General features: G+C 42.9%; 21 protein-coding genes. 12 read left to right on the forward strand and 9 right to left on the reverse strand.

What is annotated here, in order from left to right; all coding sequences use genetic code 11:
* The first annotated feature begins 119 nt into the window (after positions 1 to 119).
* From J6J28_RS11605 to J6J28_RS11615, 3 genes are all read left to right on the forward strand, one after another.
* Positions 120 to 2294 carry a site-specific DNA-methyltransferase gene (locus J6J28_RS11605; protein WP_301721927.1) on the forward strand — a complete coding sequence of 725 codons (2175 nt, stop codon included), beginning with the start codon at positions 120 to 122 and terminating at the stop codon, positions 2292 to 2294.
* A gap of 3 nt (positions 2295 to 2297) precedes the next feature.
* Positions 2298 to 4910, forward strand: a complete 2613-nt coding sequence (locus J6J28_RS11610) for a DEAD/DEAH box helicase family protein (protein ID WP_301721930.1) — start codon at positions 2298 to 2300, stop codon at positions 4908 to 4910.
* Between the two features lie 162 nt (positions 4911 to 5072).
* Positions 5073 to 5627, forward strand: coding sequence for an ankyrin repeat domain-containing protein (locus J6J28_RS11615; protein ID WP_301721932.1), 555 nt, complete (start codon positions 5073 to 5075; stop codon positions 5625 to 5627).
* Between the two features lie 144 nt (positions 5628 to 5771).
* Here the strand turns inward: J6J28_RS11615 and J6J28_RS11620 are convergent, their stop codons facing one another.
* The 6 genes from J6J28_RS11620 to J6J28_RS11645 form a co-directional block, all read right to left on the reverse strand.
* Positions 5772 to 6119, reverse strand: coding sequence for a hypothetical protein (locus J6J28_RS11620; RefSeq protein ID WP_301721933.1), 348 nt, complete (start codon positions 6117 to 6119; stop codon positions 5772 to 5774).
* Between the two features lie 77 nt (positions 6120 to 6196).
* Positions 6197 to 6751: a hypothetical protein gene (locus J6J28_RS11625; protein WP_301721934.1), complete on the reverse strand. Its 555-nt coding sequence runs from the start codon at positions 6749 to 6751 to the stop codon at positions 6197 to 6199.
* A 77-nt stretch (positions 6752 to 6828) separates the two neighbouring features.
* Complete coding sequence (locus J6J28_RS11630) at positions 6829 to 7650, reverse strand: hypothetical protein (RefSeq protein WP_301721935.1); 822 nt, start codon at positions 7648 to 7650, stop codon at positions 6829 to 6831.
* A gap of 169 nt (positions 7651 to 7819) precedes the next feature.
* On the reverse strand, positions 7820 to 8095 hold the full coding sequence (locus J6J28_RS11635; RefSeq protein ID WP_301721936.1) for a helix-turn-helix domain-containing protein: 276 nt from the start codon (positions 8093 to 8095) through the stop codon (positions 7820 to 7822).
* Positions 8096 to 8325: 230 nt separating this feature from the next.
* Positions 8326 to 9015: a hypothetical protein gene (locus tag J6J28_RS11640; RefSeq protein WP_301721937.1), complete on the reverse strand. Its 690-nt coding sequence runs from the start codon at positions 9013 to 9015 to the stop codon at positions 8326 to 8328.
* Entirely contained in the window at positions 8999 to 10195 is a 1197-nt protein-coding gene (locus tag J6J28_RS11645; protein ID WP_301721939.1) for a reverse transcriptase family protein, read from the reverse strand. Before J6J28_RS11645 ends, J6J28_RS11640 begins: the two co-directional genes overlap by 17 nt.
* 591 nt (positions 10196 to 10786) lie before the next feature.
* Here J6J28_RS11645 and J6J28_RS11650 point away from each other — a divergent pair.
* Positions 10787 to 11980, forward strand: coding sequence for a phage integrase central domain-containing protein (locus J6J28_RS11650; RefSeq protein ID WP_301721940.1), 1194 nt, complete (start codon positions 10787 to 10789; stop codon positions 11978 to 11980).
* Positions 11981 to 12329: 349 nt separating this feature from the next.
* On the opposite strand, the gene J6J28_RS11655 is transcribed toward J6J28_RS11650, so the two are convergent.
* Positions 12330 to 12530, reverse strand: a complete 201-nt coding sequence (locus tag J6J28_RS11655; protein WP_006956255.1) for a hypothetical protein — start codon at positions 12528 to 12530, stop codon at positions 12330 to 12332.
* Between the two features lie 487 nt (positions 12531 to 13017).
* On the opposite strand from J6J28_RS11655, the gene J6J28_RS11660 reads away from it, so the two are divergent.
* The 8 genes from J6J28_RS11660 to J6J28_RS11695 are packed head-to-tail and all read left to right on the forward strand — an operon-like array spanning position 13018 to position 19235.
* Positions 13018 to 13506, forward strand: coding sequence for a DUF411 domain-containing protein (locus J6J28_RS11660; RefSeq protein WP_301721945.1), 489 nt, complete (start codon positions 13018 to 13020; stop codon positions 13504 to 13506).
* A 2-nt stretch (positions 13507 to 13508) separates the two neighbouring features.
* Positions 13509 to 13733, forward strand: coding sequence for a twin-arginine translocase TatA/TatE family subunit (locus J6J28_RS12760; protein ID WP_414653609.1), 225 nt, complete (start codon positions 13509 to 13511; stop codon positions 13731 to 13733).
* Positions 13717 to 15474: a copper resistance system multicopper oxidase gene (locus J6J28_RS11670; protein WP_271331970.1), complete on the forward strand. Its 1758-nt coding sequence runs from the start codon at positions 13717 to 13719 to the stop codon at positions 15472 to 15474. Before J6J28_RS12760 ends, J6J28_RS11670 begins: the two co-directional genes overlap by 17 nt.
* A gap of 11 nt (positions 15475 to 15485) precedes the next feature.
* Positions 15486 to 16229, forward strand: a complete 744-nt coding sequence (locus J6J28_RS11675) for a copper resistance protein B (RefSeq protein ID WP_126772057.1) — start codon at positions 15486 to 15488, stop codon at positions 16227 to 16229.
* Between the two features lie 26 nt (positions 16230 to 16255).
* Positions 16256 to 16606 (forward strand): copper resistance CopC family protein, encoded by a 351-nt coding sequence (locus J6J28_RS11680; protein ID WP_301721947.1) that lies wholly within the window; start codon positions 16256 to 16258, stop codon positions 16604 to 16606.
* Positions 16603 to 17451: a copper resistance D family protein gene (locus tag J6J28_RS11685; protein WP_227016391.1), complete on the forward strand. Its 849-nt coding sequence runs from the start codon at positions 16603 to 16605 to the stop codon at positions 17449 to 17451. Before J6J28_RS11680 ends, J6J28_RS11685 begins: the two co-directional genes overlap by 4 nt.
* 17 nt (positions 17452 to 17468) lie before the next feature.
* Complete coding sequence (locus J6J28_RS11690; RefSeq protein WP_006956244.1) at positions 17469 to 17903, forward strand: YybH family protein; 435 nt, start codon at positions 17469 to 17471, stop codon at positions 17901 to 17903.
* Between the two features lie 21 nt (positions 17904 to 17924).
* Complete coding sequence (locus tag J6J28_RS11695) at positions 17925 to 19235, forward strand: APC family permease (protein ID WP_301721949.1); 1311 nt, start codon at positions 17925 to 17927, stop codon at positions 19233 to 19235.
* 26 nt (positions 19236 to 19261) lie between these two features.
* On the opposite strand, the gene J6J28_RS11700 is transcribed toward J6J28_RS11695, so the two are convergent.
* Positions 19262 to 20008 carry a MauE/DoxX family redox-associated membrane protein gene (locus tag J6J28_RS11700; RefSeq protein WP_126785264.1) on the reverse strand — a complete coding sequence of 249 codons (747 nt, stop codon included), beginning with the start codon at positions 20006 to 20008 and terminating at the stop codon, positions 19262 to 19264.
* A gap of 255 nt (positions 20009 to 20263) precedes the next feature.
* Positions 20264 to 20374 (reverse strand): integrase core domain-containing protein (locus J6J28_RS12765; RefSeq protein ID WP_418055168.1); only part of this gene is annotated, 111 nt, incomplete at its 5' end.

Consider the following 20374-nt stretch of genomic DNA (forward strand, 5'->3'; position numbering starts at 1 on the left):
CAGTTTTGGTTAAAAAAGGTATGCTGTAACGACGAACGGTTACCTTGTTCTCTTCGTTTGTGACAGTTATAACTAGACGAAATACCAAAGAGGTAACGTGATGATGAAAAGGAGAAAATATGTCACGTCTTACTGACTTGATAGCGCAAGCTAAAGCCAGAGACCCTCAGATGGGCGCTGACTTAGAGAGCGAGTTCAAGGCTTTATCTTCTCGCCGTTCATTTGGTCTAAATTTTGAACGGCATCGACCGGAAACTGTTGAACTTGCAAGTCGTCCGGTAAGAAAGGGAGATAAGGTTCGTATTCTCCCAGCTAGAGGTGAAACTACAAAGGCTGATCAGCGCCTTTGGCAAGTGAAAAGCATTCACAAGAAAGCTGAACAATGGCTCGCTAAACTAGCCGAGCTATACGCTGACGTGCCAGAACTAAAAGAAGTTCTTATTGATGACCTTGTGGTTGTGGCTGAGTTTAAGGATAAAATTTACCCCGGTCTTGTCAGTACCGGAAAAGTAGAGCGGGGGGGAGATAAGCCGTTTCACTCTGTTATTAACGGTGAGAATTTTCATGCCTTGAAGGCGCTCACTTACACCCATCGAGGAAAAGTTGATGCGATATATATTGACCCTCCGTATAACACCGGAGCTAAAGATTGGAAGTATAATAATCATTATGTAGAAAGCGAAGATCTCTACCGCCACTCAAAATGGCTTGCTTTTATGGAGCGGAGACTAAGACTAGCCAAAGATTTGCTGAATCCTCAATCCTCGATGCTGATAGTAACTATAGATGAAAAAGAGTATTTAAGATTGGGGCTTTTACTGGAGCAATTGTTTCCTAGTTCCAAGATTCAGATGATTACGTCTGTGATAAACCCCAAAGGTGTCGCTCGAGGCCAAGAGTTTTATCGAGTCGAGGAATACTTATTCTTTGTTTTTATAGGTGATATGAAAATTGCAAAGAGCCAAGATCCAATGATATTAACTGGCACAAAGGCGCAAAAGCAAGAATCTGAAGGTGATATTGACGCGGGTTCAAGTAAAAGCAAGAAAGTTAGATGGGGGAATTTGTTAAGGAGTGGGACAGACGCTCGACGAGTAGACAGGAAAAATCAGTTCTATCCTATCTTTCTATTTAAAGATTCTGGAAAGTTACATAGTGTTGGCGAAAGCTTGCTACCGATTTCAAAAAGTAGAGACGAAATCCAACCCCCTGAAGGAACGATTGCAGTCTGGCCGATTCGTAAAGACGGGTCAGAGGGGAGATGGCAAGTTAGCCGAGAAAGGTTCATTGAGTTATTTAACTTAGGATATGCCACGATTGGGAAACTCAACAAAAAAGGAAGGGCATCCTTTAGTTATCTAACAGAAAAACTAATTAAGCAAATTGAAGACGGTGAAATTGAAATCATTGATAAAGATGAAGATGGAGGGGTGATAGTTGAGTTTTGCGATGAAGCAGATTTAACAGAAAACCCGAAGACAATGTGGAACAAGCCATCACATAGTGGTAGTGATTATGGTTCATCACTCATTAGAGAAATCCTGCCTGGTCGACATTTTCCATTTCCAAAGTCACTTTATGCGGTTGAAGATACACTTAGATTCGTTTTGAAAGAGAATAAACGGGCTACTGTCTTGGATTTCTTTTCTGGATCGGGAACAACTGCGCATGCCGTATTTAGATTAAATCGAGAGGATGGAGGTTCACGGCAAGCAATATGCATAACAAACAATGAAGTAGCTGCGAATGAGCAAACTTCTCTTAGGAAAATTGGACTCCGTCCAGGTGATGCTGAATGGGAAAAATATGGAATCTGCGACTTTATTACAAAGCCACGTCTTAAATCATCAATCACCGGATTGACACCTGAAGGGAAGAAAATAAAGGGTGATTATAGGTTTAATTGCGAGTTTCCAATTAGCGATGGTTTTAAGGAAAATGCCGAGTTTTTCACTCTAACGTATGAGTCACCATTGGCTGTCACTCATAATCTTGCCTTCGAACGAATTGCTCCGCTACTTTGGTTGAAAGCTGGAAGTGTTGGAAAAAGAATTGATACGGTTCCAGTTAATGGGTGGGAAGTTGTTGAAGCATACGGTGTTTTAGTTGATCTCGATAAATCCAGAGCATTTTCTCAGCAATTAACTGACACTCCGACATGTAAGTTGGCTTACATAGTGACAAACGATGACAGACGGTTTCAGGCTGTTGTTCGCATTTTACCTGAGGGAGTGGAACCAGTTCGTCTTTATGAATCCTATTTAAACAACTTTCAGTTTGCTAACGGAGACTAAAAAGTGAAATTTACATTAAAGGACTACCAAACTGAGGCTGTAGCAGACGTAATGAAAAATCTGCAAAAAGCCAGAAAACGTTGGCACGAAGATTCTGATAGCCACGCGTTTTCCTTAACGGCTACAACTGGAGCAGGTAAAACTGTTATGGCAGCGGCAGTGTTTGAGGCACTTTTTTATGGTGAGGATGACCTAGATTTCGACCCAGATCCGACAGCAACCGTTATATGGTTTAGTGATGATCCTTCTCTTAATGAGCAAACGCGTTTCAGGCTGTTAGAGGCATCAGATAAGCTCAATTACGGAAATCTAGTGGTTGTAGAAAACACGTTTAGTTTTGAAAAGTTCGAACCGGGTAAAATTTACTTTCTAAATACTCAAAAGTTAAGCAGGAACAGTCTGCTTGTTCGTGGATATGATCCAGATGCGGAAGAGTCAAAAAGTGGACAAGGAGATCTGTTGACTCAGGCAAGACCTGATTTTCGCTCTCATACGATCTGGGAAGTACTGAAGAATACTATCGATGATTCTCAGTTAACTCTTTACCTTGTGCTAGATGAAGCACACCGAGGAATGGGTTCAACGAATTCGGATATGAGTAAAAAGTCAACTATTGTTAAGCGATTAATAAACGGTGCTGGTTCTGTGCCAGCCATTCCAATTGTATGGGGGATTTCAGCAACAGTTGAACGTTTCAATCAGGCCATGAAAGTCGCTCAAGGAAGAGCGCTGCTTCCGAACGTAGAAGTTGACTCAAAACGTGTTCAAGACTCTGGCTTACTTAAAGACACTATTGTACTAGATATACCCAGTGATACGGGTCAGTTCGATACAGTACTCCTTCGACGAGGTGCAGATAAATTACGCGAGTCGACAGATGCTTGGAAAACGTACTGCGACGCGGAAGGATTAAAAGCGATTGTGCCTCTCATGGTTTTGCAGGTACCAAATAAGCCAAATTTAGATGACCTTGGTAAAGCACTGGATACGCTTTTCGAGCACTCGCCTGACCTAAAAAGTAAGAACATTGCTCATGTATTTGGTGAGCGAGCAAATTTAAAACTTGGTAATCACACCGTTTTTTATATAGAACCGCAGCGAGTTCAAGATGAGCAAGATATAAAGGTTCTTCTTGCAAAAGATGCGATTTCGACTGGTTGGGACTGTCCAAGAGCAGAGGTGATGGTTTCATTTCGACCGGCTAAGGATAAAACACATATCACACAATTGCTGGGAAGAATGGTTCGCACTCCACTAGCTAGGAGAATTCCTGGTAATGAGAGATTGAATGCCGTTGATTGCTTACTCCCTTTCTATGATAAAGATAATGTAAAGGCTGTCGCTGAAGCGCTAATGCATGGTGGTGGGTCGGAATCAGAGCCAGCAGTTGATGGTCGTCGAGTGTTGATTAATCCATTCAACTTTGAGCCAAATGTTTCAGTCAAAGATGATGTATGGACTTCTTTTACTAATTTACCATCGCAATTATTACCTCAAAGTTTTGCTAAACCGGTAAAGCGGTTAACATCCCTAGCGCACGAACTTGCTCAAGATAGTATTTTAACTGACGCGGGTAAAAAGGCGCATGCCGAAATGCATAAGGTACTTGATGCCGCTTCGATACGTTTTAAGGAAGAGATATCTTCTGCGCGCAAAGAAGTACTTACTGTTGGGGGGCTTAGTTTGCGAGCTAATCTAGGCAATAAAAAAATGTCCTTTGATCAATTCGTCGAAGAAGCAGATTTTGCGGTCATCGAGGATGCGTATAGAAGGGCTGCGAGATTACTAAGCCCTGATTTATCACGTACATATGCGGAACATCTTGCCGACCTCAATAACGAAGCTTATAACCGAGAAGAAGCGCTGTTAGAAGCTCATACTGACATTGCTGCATTAGGCCTTGTTCGTCAGGTCGTCGAGTACTTGGATAAAGAAGCTGATACTTTAACTTTAAAGTGGCTAAATGACTACCGAGTTGAGGTTAAAAACCTGAGTGACGAACGTCAGGATGTGTATCTACACATAAGAGAAATGAGTAAAGAGCCCCAAGATATTGAAATTCTGAAGCCTAGGACTTGGATACTTCCTACGATGGTGTTGGAGGTTGATGGTAGTGAAACGCCTTTACCTACCGTTTCAAATCATTTAATGAGTGACGATAAAGGTTTAATCCCCGTTGAATTAAATCAATGGGAACTGAAAGTACTTGAAACTGAAATGGGTCGTTCTGGATTTGAATGTTGGTATAGAAATCCTGATAGGGCAAGCCAAGACAGTTTAGCTGTTGCATATATTGAGGCAGAGGATTACAAGCTACTCCGTCCTGACTTTCTATTTTTTGCGCGCAAGTCAGACGGAAGCGTTGTCATAGATATTGTTGATCCACATGGTATTCATTTAAGCGACGCTTTGCCTAAATTGCGAGGATTAGCTGAATATGCGGAGAAACACAAAAATATTTATAGGCGTATTGAGTCTATTGCGGATCCGAGTAATAAAGGGCAATTTAGATTATTGGATTTAACTAACAAAAAAGTGCGAGAAGCTATATTTGTTGCAACTGACGCTAAAGGACTGTTCACTAGTAACTTAGCTGAGGACTATCAAACGGTATAATCGGGAACTTGGTATATACTCGGTCGGTGACAATGGGTGAGCGCTTTTGGAAACCATGGGCTAATTGATTGGGCAATACGTGTGGCTACAAGTTGCAAATTGCTCACCTCTTTGACATACAGTAAGATTAAAAACTATCACACTATTTTAACGACTATAGCTATGGCGATTTTTGATAAATTAAGAAAAGCGCGACTGTCTCATCGTAAAACCGATGAAGCGTTGTATTCTCTGGTGGCAGATGAAATGCAGAGAGGTTATACCCACGATGGTTTATGGTTGAAAGCTCTTGAGTTGGCGAAGGGTGACAAGAAAGAACAGCTTGCAAAGTACATCAAGCTTAGAGTCCGGTCTTTACAAGATGATTTGAGTGTAGCCACTGAGGGCTCTCAGTTAGATTTACCCCCAGAAATTGAGTTAACTATTGACGAATTTACGTCGGCTATAGCAGATGGAGAAGTATTTGAGGTAATCGAGTCATGCTTCTCGAATGCTACTCCGGAACAGGTTCGTCGTTTCATCAATCAGAGGGATGCTTGTGATGACTATCCTATTCATGTTGCTATCAAAGAGAACAATCTCGCTATGATCAAATGGTTGTTAGAAAATGGCGCTGATTTGACGGTTAAGAACTTTTGGGAGCGAATGCCTGTAGAGTTGGCTGAACAAACGCAAGCATACGAAGCACTAGAGCTTCTCAAGACTTACTCAACATAGCAATTCAGAGAAGCAAAGGAATGTAAATATCAACGATGACCCAGATATAAAGTTGTATCGTAGGTTAAATCGTCCACCCACGACACTGGCTGTTCGCTTCGCTCACTACTCAGAGATATCGTGGTTGGGCTTGAGTTCTTGATGTTAGCCTGGTTCACCAGTCGTACGCCGGAATTTCTTCGCTGCATAAGATATAGCCAATGAAAGAATGTAGGTAACTACGAATACAGATATAAGTTCCTCGCTATCCGAAGTCAGGTGGTACACGCTATGCTGATCTGGGTCGAACCACCATTGTTGGTATGCATAAAGCTCTTCCTTCATATATACGTATGCCAGTGTCAATGGGAAAACTAACCAAAATAGAACGTTGTAAAGCCTTGCAACATAAACGACCAACCTTGTAGCAATCAACAAAAGAGCCAATGCCAACACCGGGATGTTAGTTAGCTCAAAATCACCTATCGCTTTTACCAAATCACGTACTTTCATAATTTTTAACCTTATGACCTTATTAGTTAAGTTGAAAAAATTAGTGTTTTTGTTGTTGTTCAGTTACTGCTTCAGCTTTATTTACTCGGCCATGTAGTATCAACTTTACTCTGACCATAACAGTTATACTCATATGCAAACTGTCCATTTGATTTATCTCGGCAAGCCCAAACCAACTGGTAATGTTCGTTGTAAAACGCATCCCATGCATAACCATAGCTTGTCGTTTCGATAGGTCTATAAGGCGAATAATCGTATTGGTCCGCATCTCGATAAGCATCAGCTTGGCCTTCATAATATGCGGCAGAGGCAGCGGCAGCTGCACCTAAAATGATAAGGGCGGTTTTCCAGTTTTCGGTGTTTGCTTGAGAGACTAATGTTTCACAGGATAAAACATTCAGTTGTCTTTTGCTCATTTGGTTGGACAATGCGAAGAAGTATGCGCGCTCGTTTGGGGTAAGATCCTTTGATGCAAAGCCATTAAACTTTTCTTGATCTGCCAAGAAATTTCGACAAACGTCCAAGTTGCTTAAATCGTTTTGACTTTCCACGAACTGTTTAGGTGATGTCGTGCACCCGATTAAAACCAATGTACTTGTAAAAAATGTTACCCGGCGCTTTATTTTAGCCATTAGAAACTCACTGTTTCAACTAGTTACCCGTATTACATTAAAGTAACAATATCGATATTTATGTGAGCAGTAAAGTCCTAAGGACGTAAGACCTCAAAATCTCGCTTGTCTGATTGTTGAATAGCAATCAATATCTTCTCATGTAAGCTAGCAAGCTGTGTAATGAGGTGTTCAAGTTTATGGGTCTTAGCCATTCGCATTAAGTTCATAGTGTGTTTGTAAAATGGTTCTGTTGCTTGCATCAAAGGTTGTAAGAGTTCTTGAATATGCCTAAGGCTGCCACCACATTCGTGATACCTTATCAGATCGATACCAAACGAACGTATGCTTTTAAGATGCCTCTTAAGTTTCCCGTTATGGTCAAACTGTAACGCCTCTGAAAAACGTTTAGAATCACCCTTTGGATCGAATAGAGCATTGAATTGCTTCAGTACTTCGAAGCTTTCTCTCCCGTTAAAAGTTCCGGTAACAGGATCATACGACTCATCTGATATAGCGAACATTTCTGAGTTAAGTGAGCTAATATAATCCGAATTTGAAAGTAGGTTTTGTTGAAGTAAACGAAGCTCAAACAAGTCTTTTTCTTGTTTGACAAGACTCTCAGAGCTTTCAACCGTTTTCTGCAAACTTTCATTGCTCTTCCTAAGTTCCTCCATTTGTACTTTCAGCGTCATCCATAGTAACAGTACTGAAGAAAGAGCTATGATCGGAGTCAGTAAAGCGCCAATGAGTAAACCAAAGTTAAGGTAGGCATCAGGGTTTTCCGAAAAGTGCCAACCCAGTCTGGACGACTGAATGACAAATACTGATATGAAGCCGATAACGACAAAAAGACCAATCAGACTAACCCAGAAGATAAAATTCTTTACTGATTCGAGTTGTTGACCATTTAGTGACATTTGCTTAAACCTTAATGCTGAGGAGATTGAAGAGTAACCTTAACTTCCCCTAAACCAATAGGATTAATGTGAACTGTATATGATGCAAAAATTTGAGTTTACGTAACACTAAGAGGCTCTAAAAGCGCATGAAGCTACTCAGTCTAGCCTTGATCCTAACAAATACAAACTAACGTCGTAGAAGCTCTTTAAGCTCTTCCTTTTTAGCTTTGTAGCTTTTGCTGGTTTTATATGTTTTGGCGAAGCTTTCGTCATAAAGGTTAGGAAATACCTCATGAATCGGTCGATCTAAAATACGACTAATACAATCTGCGATAAGAAGCGAGGTCGCTGAGCCGTTCACCACCTTTGAAACCATGCTAGGGGACTTACCAAGCACATCGGCAATCATGGTTAAAGAAAAACCTTTTTTGATGATTTCCGCTTTTATTTCATCAGGAGTCATTGTCATTCCTTTGGTATTGGTTTCGCTTATGCAAAATCATCTCACATGAGTATGAGTGTCGTACTGTGCGCGTCAAAGACAAACTCGGATCCCCCCCCCGGTTGGCTAACCAAGTCATCTTTATTTGATGGGTCCCCGTGTTGTGGCCTTGACGTTTTCCTTCTCGGGTCTGCAATGTAAGAACGATATTGAGAACGAATTGTGTGTTCCATTAATTGACTTTCGCTTCGTCAACTATGGTGAGTCTTAGACCGGTTAACTATCTTTTTCGTTATCTCTGGTGCATCGTACCAATACTTACTTATAAATATGAATATACGAGAAAGAGATTCCTCAGAGTTTACAGCATCACATTTTTCGTCTATGCAGACTAAAACACCGACCTGGCGGCATAGGTTATCGATATAACTTATATATTTATCGTTATTAAATTCACCAGAAATGCTTTGTTGAGAGAACAGATTGACTTCGTCAACAAACCTATCAACTTTAGCCTTGAAGTCAGTGGAGTCTCTGTATAGTAACTTATCGCGCTTTGAGGTCGAGATGAACTCGAGTAGCCTTCGGTAAAAAATTATTGTTCGTAGTTCCGAAATATCCTCATGAGTTTGAGAATCAAGTTCAAAAAACTCTTGAAGAAGTCTAATTTCGTTTTGGAAAATACTTTGTCTATAAGCTTCTCTTTGCAACTGGAACTGATTTACTGCATTGATAACAGTAACCAAACTAAGGGACGCAAAAAGCCACTTTATTGGAAGTTCATACCATTCGTAAAAGAAAGAGAGGCCCTCTTGAGACATGTCAATAGCTAAGCCGTCAGAAGGGTAACTTATAAAGAATAGGGCTATAGTTACGGCTAAAACTAATGCCCACTGATACCTTTTAAAGACAAATAGCACAAGGTTACGGAGCAATTTCATTAAGTCTCTTCCTTAACCTCTGGGCTTCAGTAGGGTAACTTCTTCCCAATATTCCAAGTTCGTACATCAGCTTCTGATGTGATTTTACAAACCATGGTTCTGAGCGAAGTTCTGCGTCTTTACTTTCCAAGCTTCCGGTGCGAGAAACTATTGAGTTATAGAATACCTTGGATGGAAGAGGTTTGACTCTCTTTAGCTTTGCACGTAGCTTTTTATATGCTGGATGCTCAACACGCTTAAGAATACTTAGTAGTCCAGATGCTTTGTGGTAGTTTTTATAAAAAATATGAGTTTGTCTGAAGCTGTTCTGACTCGCATCATTAACGACGTTAAGAACAAACGCTTTTATCTCTCGATACCTTTTTTTGGTCAATTTAGGGCTTGTACCCGTGACAACCATCCCATGAACTGAAAGTCGACCTCCGGATACAGTCTCCGTTTTTGATTTCTCTTCGTTAACCGTGAACCCCTCATCCTTGATCATTCTTCTTACACGCTGCTCGATTTGGCTCGAGGTTCGAAATTTCTTAGGGGTAGATATTGTTATATCGTCAAGAAGCCGGGTATATCTGAAGCCTGATGATTGTGCAAATTGTGCGATGCGAAACTCATCCTTGTAAAACACCAGATTAGCAATAAAGCTGCTTGTCGGCGCTCCTTGGGGCACGGTTCCATTGTAAGTGCATATTTCAGTTAAAATATGAGAGACATCATCGGGGAAACTCATGAAGTCATTAAAGATCATATTGACTTTATCTGCCATGATCTCATCAAAAAAGTTCTTGATATCTATACTCGTGACCAGGACAGAAGGGCAATGGATACTGGCGCAACGAAGGTAGTCTCGCTTATTATCAGGGTCTGAGATTGAGCCCTGCAGGTAAAGTGGGAATATGAGTTGGCTAAATATCCTAGAGTTAATCAAGCTTTGGAGCTTTTTTAGCTTTCGGTCTACCGAATAAACGACTCGATGTCCTCTGCTATTTTTCTTTGGTACACGAAGTACTTTGTAAAGCTTGTCTTTACTTGCGATTAGGCCATTGACGTAATCTTCATCAACTCCTAGTAAATTGAATAGGCTATCTGCGTTAGAGATCCGTTCAGTGCTTTTATATTTTATATTTTCCATATAATTAAACTTTTGAGAAAGCCACCAGTACCCACACTCGGGATAAATCATTTCGCACTCCATCCAACAGTGCGTAAGTAAAAGTAAAATTTTCGAAATGATTTACTGGCGGCAATCATTGAAGCAAGTGTAGCGCTATTTCTTTGCTGCGCAGCTTGCCCCAAGAGGTCAAAAAGACCGATGCCCTAAGCACCAACCAGATACCGTTTAGCACTATTTTCAGAAGTCAGGGACTTAGCCCTTAACAGGAATGTATCATGATATTTGCTCCGTTCAAACTTTTGGTCGGTAAAATATACAAGCCTTATAAGGTTAAAGCTTTTAAGAATGGAAAAGTGCATGATCTAATTCCGGGGGTCTTTATGGGGGTTTATATTTTGGTTTTAAATTAAGATTTCAATCAATACAAATAGTTAATGGCGCATTTAAAGTGACGCCAGCTCCACCAATTCCATAAAAAGGGGATGTCTCACGACATCCCCTTTTTTCTTTATAAGCCACGTAAAATAAGGTTTTCATAGGCGTTTGCTTTCCCAGCTTATCCCAAGAAAACCAGCCCCAGCCTGAGTTTTTAGTATTCCAATTTGTATTCCAAGCGATTTTGGGTAAACTCTTTGGAATACATCGAAGGGAGATATGCTTATGGCGCGCTCTACTATTGGGCTCACGGATACAGCCGTCAGACAACTCAAACCTAAAGACAAGGACTACGTTAAGTCCGATGGGAAAGGCTTACAGCTGCGAGTGAGAGTGAATGGTTCTAAGCTTTGGAACTTCAATTACATTCACCCGACGACAAAGAAGCGCGTGAATATGGGGCTGGGTAGCTACCCCGATATGAGCCTTAAAAAAGCCCGTGAGCTCACAGAAGCTGCTAGAAGCCAAGTTGCTGAAGGGGTAGACCCTAAGCTTGCCAGAGAGGAAGAAAGAGCGGCACAACGCTACTCAGAGAACGCGACTTTGAGAAAAGTTGCTGAAGAATGGTTCGAGGTCAAAAAAAGTGAGGTGACTGCTGACTACGCTGATGATATTTGGCGATCGTTAGAGCTACATGTATTTAACCGTTTAGGTGAAACGCCGGTTAGCCAGATAAGTGCTCAAACGGTCATTGATGTATTACGACCGGTTGAGAAAACAGGGCGGTTGGAAACCGTTAAACGTGTAATTCAGCGGTTAAACGAGATAATGAATTACGCTGTCATTAAAAAATTAATTACTGGAAATCCAATCGCTGCCATCAAATCTGCTTTCAAGAAGCCCAAGAAGCAGCATTTACCGACAATTACCGCAAAAGAGCTCCCTGACTTCCTAAGAAAGCTCCATGAAACCAACGTTACGTATATTACTCGGCAGGTTATTAAATGGCAGTTACTAACAATGACCAGGCCATCTGAGGCTGCTGGCGCTAAATGGAGTGAGATCCAATGGCTTGATGACGGCCAAGCTAATTGGTTGATTCCGGCTGAACGGATGAAAAAGCGTCACCAGCACACAGTTCCACTGTGTGAACAGGCATTGAGGGTGCTGGAGGACATGAAGAGCGTAAGCGATCAATACGAACATATATTTATCTCACTGCGAAAGCCACAAACGTCCATTAACAGCCAAACAGCCAATATGGCGTTAAGACGTATGGGTTACCAGGATAAACTCGTTAGCCATGGTTTGAGGGCTTTAGCCAGCACCATTATGAACGAGGAGGGCAAAGATCCTGACCTGATCGAATCAGCGCTGGCGCATGGTGATCCTAACCAAGTGCGAAGTGCTTATAACCGTGCGGATTACCTTGAGCGTCGCCGTGAATTGATGCAGTGGTGGGGGGGGGTATTTGGATGAGGCTTTTAGAAAAGATGCCGGCAGCTTTTAACTTAGAAGGTGTCTGCTGTTTTTTAGCTGCCGGAGGCGGAATCGATAAGATCTAATAACTTATTGTTTTATAGTGGATAAAAAATATTAAGATTCAAGCGTGTTACTTACCTTGTTACTAAAACTTCAGCTTTAGTTTTTTGATTGAAAGCTTTTTCACAAATGAATCTTTTAACTTTTTGGCTATGCCCAATACTCGCTTAACATGTTGAACATAGCTATAGTGGTCTGCAACTTGTGAACGTGTAGTGGCAAATAAATTCGTGCTTCTGATCAGAGATGAAAAGCTATACTTGTTGCTTTGGTTAAAGTGAATTAGCTATTTATCAACATTTTTCCATGGGCCGAACGCTATAAAGTAAAGAAGAATGATATTTGCGATAGGGATAACAATCAGAAGACCCAATGGACCAGGGTAGCCAACTCGTTGGCAGATACGCCATGCGGGAACAATAAAAATAGCTCCCACGATCAGCATCCATAGGAACCCCATACCTGCGAACATTTCGTGATTCATCATTATCTGCTCCTTATTTGACATGCGTTTAAATGACGTTAAACTGAAATTTATTAAATTGCAAAAAAGCAGGGTGCTCGTGCAGATTCGAATTCTGTTAGTAATGGCAGTGATATTAGTGTCGATGTCGTTTTCGCAAACGGCAGACGCTCACGCTTGCCATGATGACGGGCAGATGCAGCACAGCATGATGCAAGAAGCGAGCGCAAGCGACTGCGAGCATGAGAAGCAAAAGCACAATTCGTGCTGCGCTGACATGACAATGCGGCATTGTTCCGGCAGTCCAGTTTTATTTGTCGGGCAGTCTTCTTCAGTTAATGCCGCTGTGATCAATTTTTCTTCTAAAGTCGATTCCCCGATTGACACTTCAATTCGCGCTAAACACGCGTCTAATCTATTTCGTCCTCCAATAATTATCGTTTAATAAGTTTCTAGAAATTTAGTACACGCCCGACGTGTCCCTTTAATACTTATTAGTCGGTGGATAATTATGTCTATCAAACGCAATAGCGCTATTTTAGCGATGCTTTTTTCTGTGTCTATGTCAGTTGCTGGCGCAGAAGAGCAACTGAGAGTTCTAAAAGACCCCAACTGTGGCTGCTGCGAAAAGTGGTTGAAAGCTTTACCCGAAAGCTTAAATGTTTCTGTTGAGCACCCAATAGACTTGACGCAGCAAAAGCGTCAAGCAGGTATCAGTGCTGACATCCAGTCCTGTCATACTGCCATCTCCGATAGCGGCTTTGTCTTCGAGGGGCATGTTCCCCCTGCACTCGTTTCCCGCTATTTGGAGGGAGACAAGTCAACTAACGGAATCGGTTTAACTGTTCCGGGAATGCCTGTCGGTTCTGTCGGTATGGAAATGGGAAGTCGATTCCAGCCCTATACCGTTTATGAAGTGAAAAAGGATGGTTCTATAGCACCTTATCAGCAGGTAGCAAGTATTAAGCAGCAAAAGAAACTATCAGGTGGAGGCGATTAATTATGGGCTTCGGTGGTATGAGTCTGGTTCAACTGGGAATTCTGTTAGCTATCGTCATTCTTCTTTTTGGCAGCCGAAAGTTAAGGACTTTCGGCTCTGATCTTGGAAGTGCGATTAAAGGGTTTAAATCGTCAATATCAGATGGTGGTGCTGAAAATAATTACGATAGTTGTGACGGACAAAAATCAACCTCAAAAGAGGAGAATGAAAATGAGCACCGAGTTTAATAAAGGGCGTCGAAAATTCATTAAATCTGCATTTACTGTGGCGTCCGCGTTGGCAATTGCCAAAGTAGCCCCAACATGGGCAACACCTCAAGGGCGTAAATTTAAAGATCAAGTTTTGACGAAAGATGAAATTGATTTAACCATCGCGAAGTCTCCTTTGTTAGTAGGGAATAAGGTTGGCACACCTATAACGATTAACGGTCAAATGCCTGGTCCTCTAATTCGTTTGAAAGAAGGTCAACGAGCCAAGCTAAATGTGACCAATAGACTATCTGAAGACACGTCAATCCACTGGCATGGGATTATTTTGCCTGAAAATATGGATGGCGTACCCGGGGTTTCATTTGAAGGTATAAAGCCGGGGCGAACTTATAAGTATCGCTACGACGTTGAGCAAAATGGCACTTATTGGTATCACAGCCACTCGGGTTTACAGGAGCAACTGGGGCACTTAGGTCCGCTGATTATCGACCCAAAAGACGGAGATATAGGCGCTGATCGTGAACACACAATTATTCTAAGTGACTGGACATTCGAAGATCCAAATGAGGTTTTTCGTAATTTGAAAGTAGCGGAAGGCTACTATAACTACCAAAAGCGTACGATATTTGAGACGTTCGAGGACGTGCGCCAGCATGGGTTAGAGAAAACCTGGAAGCAAAGAGAAATGTGGGGACAAATGCGGATGAGTCCTCGCGATATCGCTGATGTGACAGGGAGTACATACACCTACCTGATGAATGGTCGCGATTCAGCAATGAACTGGTCAGCATTATTTAAACCAGGTGAGAAAGTGCGACTTCGTATTATCAACGGCTCTGCGATGAGCTTTTTCGATGTACGTATTCCTGGTCTAGAGATGACTGTAGTGGCGGCAGATGGTCAACCGGTGAAGCCTGTGTCTATTGATGAGTTTCGTATCGGAGTGGCTGAAACCTATGATGTCATTGTTCAGCCAAAGCATAACAAGGCTTATACGATTTTTGCGGAGAGCTTTGACCGTAGTGGCTATGTCAGAGGCACATTAACACCAGAAATTGGCCTTGAAGCAGAAGTTCCTGAGTTACGCGCGGTGCCTGAACGTGGTATGGCCGCGATGGGAATGGGGGCCATGGCGATGTCAGGAAATAAGGAAGAGAAAGGTATGATGAATATGAGCGGCACAGACGGTCATATGAATCATGAAATGATGCATAAAAAAGAGCTTCCTGTGGAAAACATTAAAATTGAGCACAGTGAAGGTGGTCACGGAGCTGCTGCCGCCATGATAGCTATGAATCCGACCAGTCGTCTCCATGAACCGGGCATAGGTTTGGATAATGTTGACCATAGAGTCTTAGTGTATAGCGATCTTATTGGCGCCCAAGAATGGCCAGATAAGCGGGAACCAGAGCGCCAGATTGAACTGCATTTGACCGGTAATATGGAACGGTATATGTGGTCGTTTGACGGGAAGAAATACACCGAAGTTGACGGCCCTGTGCAGTTCCGTCACGGCGAGCGCTTAAGGTTGGTGATGGTTAATGACACCATGATGGATCATCCAATCCACTTACACGGTATGTGGATGGAACTTGAAAATGGACAGTATCCTCGTCCTCGTAAGCACACCATTAGTTTAAAACCAAGCGAGAAAGTATCACTACTGATATCCGCTGATGCACCGGGAAGCTGGGCATTTCATTGTCATCTGCTTTATCACATGAAAGCGGGCATGTTTCGTGTGGTAAATGTGGCATAAGGAGGAAGGCTATGTACGCTAAATCATTGTTGTTCACTACAGCACTTTTACCCGCAGTGGCAATGGCGGGACATGCAGAGGAAGGCTGGCCAGAGCCCGTTAAAGAATATTACACCGGGCAGGTATTATTTGACCGGCTGGAATTAACGCGAACAGACGAGGAAGAGAACGTTGCCGTTTGGGACATGATGGCTTGGTACGGTGGTGATTATCATCGGTTTGTCTTCAAAAGTGAGGGGGAAAATATTCAAGATGACGGAGAGCCCACTGACTTGGAAAGTGCTGAGTTGTTATACGGCTACCTGATGTCTCCGTTTTGGTCGTTTCAGGCCGGTGTCGGTACGCGAGGCTCCTTATCGTCCGATGCCTCTATGGAAAATTATGCCGTTGTTAGCTTCATGGGGCTGGCTCCGTATTGGTTTGAAATGGACAACTCGTTGATGGTGAACGAAGAAGGTGATGTCCAGTTTGTCAGCGAAACTGAATATGAGTGGCAGTTAACGCAAACATCGTACTTGCAGCCTCGTATTGAGTTTACAGCCAACCTGACAGATTCAGACAAATATGAACGGCAAAGTGGCTTGAGCAACTTGCGTGTGGGGTTGCGTTATCGTCACGAAATCAGTCGTGAGTTTGCACCCTACATTGGTGTTTATTGGAACGGCGCGTTAGGCAACACGGCAGATGAAATGAAACGAATGGGTGAGGACACCACAGAAACAGGCGTGGTCCTTGGGGCCAGAGTTTGGTTTTAATTGATAATAAACAAAGAGGAAACAACATGAAAAACATACTTAAGTTAGCCTTCGGTAGCACGTTATTTTTTAGTGCATGGGCCAGCGCTCACGTCGGCCTAACATCCAGTAGCCCGGAGGACGGTGCGACTTTTTCCGAGTCACCAACGGAAATTACGATGAATTTTTCCGGTGATGTTCGTCTGGCTAAAATTATGCTGCACTCAGATGACGGTAAAATGCATCCGCTGGACTTTTCGATGAGCATGACTCCCAAAGCAGCGTACGAAATTGCTGTTAAAAACAATTTGGCGTCAGGTGGTTATACGGTTTATTGGACGGCAATGGGTGGGGACAGTCATAAAATATCGGGTGATTTTAGCTTTGAGGTGAAATGATGACCCTTTGGAGTGTGGCCAGCGTTTTAACGTTGGCCTTTATATTCTGGCTTAACGCGGTGATGACCGCCTCGCCTTATATCGTTTATTTGTCCGGTTTAAAAAAGCAGTCTGAACGAAAGAATAGCCTTGTTGCGTTGCTTCTATTACTGGCAAGCCTTCTGTATTTTTTTCTGAAAGTCGGTAGTTTTGCTGCTGAAGGCTTTGCCGGCATGATTGACACGACCTACATGCAGTTTATATGGACCGGCCCTGTTGGGTTGTTCATCCAACTTCAGATAGCGGTTGCTATTGCTTGGATTGTTTACTCCGTTGTTAAGCTAAAACGTATAAAGTGGGTGCTATATGTTGTCGCCATTGGACTCATGGGATGGAGCTTTTTAAGTATTGGTCACGGCAGTGACGCCGTCTGGTGGGGAAAGCTAGCGCTTTTAACACACTTGTTAGTCGCTTGGGTTTGGTTCGGCAGTCTTAACTCATTGCGAAAGCTGGCAACGTCGGTACCGCTTGCTAAAGCGAAAGCCATTATGGAGCGTTTTGGTGTGCATATGTCTGCAGCGGTTCCAATACTCCTTATTGCGGGCTTGGTTATGTATCGTAGTGCAACAGGGCGATGGATGCCAGAGCTGCCGCTTACGTCGTATGACACGGTACTACTAGCGAAACTTGTGTTTGTGGCGCTGATTCTCCTTGTTGCCGCATTGCATAAATTAAAGTTCGTACCGCAATTAAATGATAACGCGGCCGCCAAGCGACTCAAAAACTCCATAACGGCGGAAATGGTATTGGCTGTCACTATTTTTACCCTGGCCTCTGCGCTAAGCAGCGCGTTTTCCCCTAGTTAATGTAAGGAATAATAAGAATGAAATTATTCATGAGTGTTTTTATGGTTTCGGTGCTGTTTATTTCAGCGCCTAGTAGTGCCGAGGAAGTATCTGAACCGACAGTTGTGCTTGATAGGTTTCGAACGGCTTTGACTGAAGGTGACACGGAAGTCGTTAAAGATGTGCTTTCCAATGATGTGTTTATCTTTGAAGGTGGTGGTGTTGAACGATCCTTGGCCGAGTACAGTGCTCATCACCTTAAGTCAGATATTAAGTTTAGCCAGGCGGTTCCTTCACAGTTGCTTGAAAGGACAGTACAAGAAGCCGATGGCCTTGCTGTGATCACTTCTCGGTATAGCGTTTCCGGGGAGTATAACGGGCGTGAGGTTGATTTAACGATGAATGAAACCGTAACCGTATCAAATACGACTGAGTCTGGCTGGAAAATTATCCGGATCCATTGGTCCAACTGAGTTCAATCACAGGAGCTGATTATGGCAGAACACGATCATGAACACGGACATCAGGATTATCAGAAAAGCAGCCTGAGTCTTTGGGGGGCGGTGTCGCTGGGGACTGGTGTGATGATTGGCGCTGGTATTTTTGCACTGACCGGACAAGTTGCTCAGCTGGCAAGAGAGTGGTTTGTCCTGGCGTTTGTGTGCGGCGGTATCATTGCCGGCTTTAGCGCTTACTCTTACGTTAAGTTGGCGAAAGCCTATCCGTCAGCGGGCGGTATTGCGATGTTCCTCAGTAAAGCTTATGGAAAAGGAAGTGTGACGGCGATATTCGCACTCTTGATGTACTTTTCTATGGTCATTAATGAAAGTCTAGTCGCTCGCACATTTGCGTCCTATACAAGCCAGTTAATTTCTTTTGAAGCGCAGTGGCTTATTCCGTTGTTGGCGGTTGGGTTGCTGCTCTTCGCATTTTCTATCAATATTTTGAGTAATCAGTTTATTCAAACGTTCTCGTTTTTTATGGCCTTTGTGAAGGCTTTAGGATTGGTGATTTTAGCCGCTGGTGGTTTGTGGGCTTCAGGCATTCAGTTTGAATCGATATCTGCTATTCCAGAAGAAGCTTCGGGTGGCGGTATTTTAGCGGGTATTGCTTTAAGCATACTTGCATACAAAGGGTTTACAACAATAACGAATAGTGGCGGTGAAATTGTTGAGCCTAAGAAGAACGTCGGGCGTGCCATTATTATTTCGCTGGTTATCTGCGCGCTAATATATGTGCTAGTCACCCTGGCCGTTGGTTCGAGCTTGTCGATTGATGAGATTGTGACAGCGAAAGACTATGCGCTTGCTGAAGCAGCCAGACCCGTCTACGGTGAAACTGGACTCTGGGTGACGGTTGCGTTTGCAATTGTAGCAACGGTATCAGGAGTGATTGCCAGCGCGTTTGCCGTTTCAAGAATGTTAGCCATGTTGACCAATATGAAGCTTGTTCCACACAGTCATTTTGGCATGCCAGGTTCCATTCAGAAGCATACGCTGGTTTACACCATTGTTATGGCTATGATCTTAGCGGCATTCTTCGATTTGAGTCGAATTGCGTCACTGGGCGCTATTTTTTATATCGTGATGGACATTGCGATCCACTGGGGCGTATTACGGCATCTAAGGCAAAAGGTGAATGCCAATATTTACATACTTGTCAGCGCAATCACGCTAGACGTCATCGTTTTAGTCGCTTTTATATGGGTGAAATGGACGAGCGATCCGCTGGTGATTTGGGCGTCTCTTATCGGTATGGCATTGATTGCCGCTGGTGAGATTTTGTTTTTACGTAAAAAGCGTTAAGAAAAAGAGCGCATAGCGCTCTTTTTCTAGTTCATTGTAAAAAACATCCAGACAGCCATAGCGACCATCATGAGGTTTTCAGTGAGCGAAATGAAGCCTAACGGCACATTACTGGAGCCACCGACACAGGCACATTTTAGCTCGCGTTTGTCGACATAAACGGCTTTAAACACCGATATAGAGCCTACGATGCCGATGAATAATGCGACGGGTATGGATATGACATGGGCGAATTCGGCTGCCATTAACAGACCCGCCAAGCCTTCGGCATAGGGATAAATACGGCCATAAGGCACCCATTTTTTGGCGAGAAGATCGTAATTGAGAAACATGGTAGAGAACTTCTCTACGTCCTGGAGTTTGAGCAAGGCCAGAACCACCATAGAGAAACTGATGAACCACTCGATGGTTTGTACGGTAAATACGCGACCAAAAGACAACCACGACGTGGCTACAGAGAGGAGTGCCGTCATAGTAAATAATGCAATAACGGGTCGGTAACTGGTTGCGTCAGGGTCAGGAAGAGGCTTTCCAAGAAAGGCTCGAACCTCCTCGTACCCACCGATACGTTTATCACCAATAAACACTTGTGGAGTGGTATCGACGTCGTGCTTTTCCTTGAATTTGTCGGTTTTTTGACGACTCTCTAACAGATTGTCGTCTACTTCGAAGCCATTGGCTTTAAGTAAGTGCCGGGTTTTTAGCCCAAAAGGGCACTGGTGATCAGGCGTTGACATTCTGTAAAGCGTAGCTTTTTGAGTTGACTGACTCATAGCCAAGTTCCTTACGTAAAAGTTATGTATTCATGTACGCATTATAGTCGGCAAAAGATTAAAAGCATCAATAATCAGAAGAGGGTAAAAATTCATTAAAAATGAAAAATTATTTTTATTTTGAAAAAAGTGGACAACTTTTTTTATTGCTTTTCTAGTGACCTTTCCCCTGAACTAACACCATCTTATCGATGAAATTTCAGTTTTATGACAGGCCCCCATTATTAGAACCACTCCCTGAATGAATTGAGCTGTTCAATTTTCAATGGATGCCACGAACTGCAAGGGTGGCAGGTTATTTAAAGCCCGATGAGGTCGACTCTTGTTATAGTCATCCCGCCAAGCTTCGATTTTTAATTTAGCATC

The sequence above is a fragment of the Pseudidiomarina terrestris genome (genome assembly GCF_030466375.1).
In the GTDB taxonomy this organism is placed as follows: domain Bacteria; phylum Pseudomonadota; class Gammaproteobacteria; order Enterobacterales; family Alteromonadaceae; genus Pseudidiomarina; species Pseudidiomarina terrestris.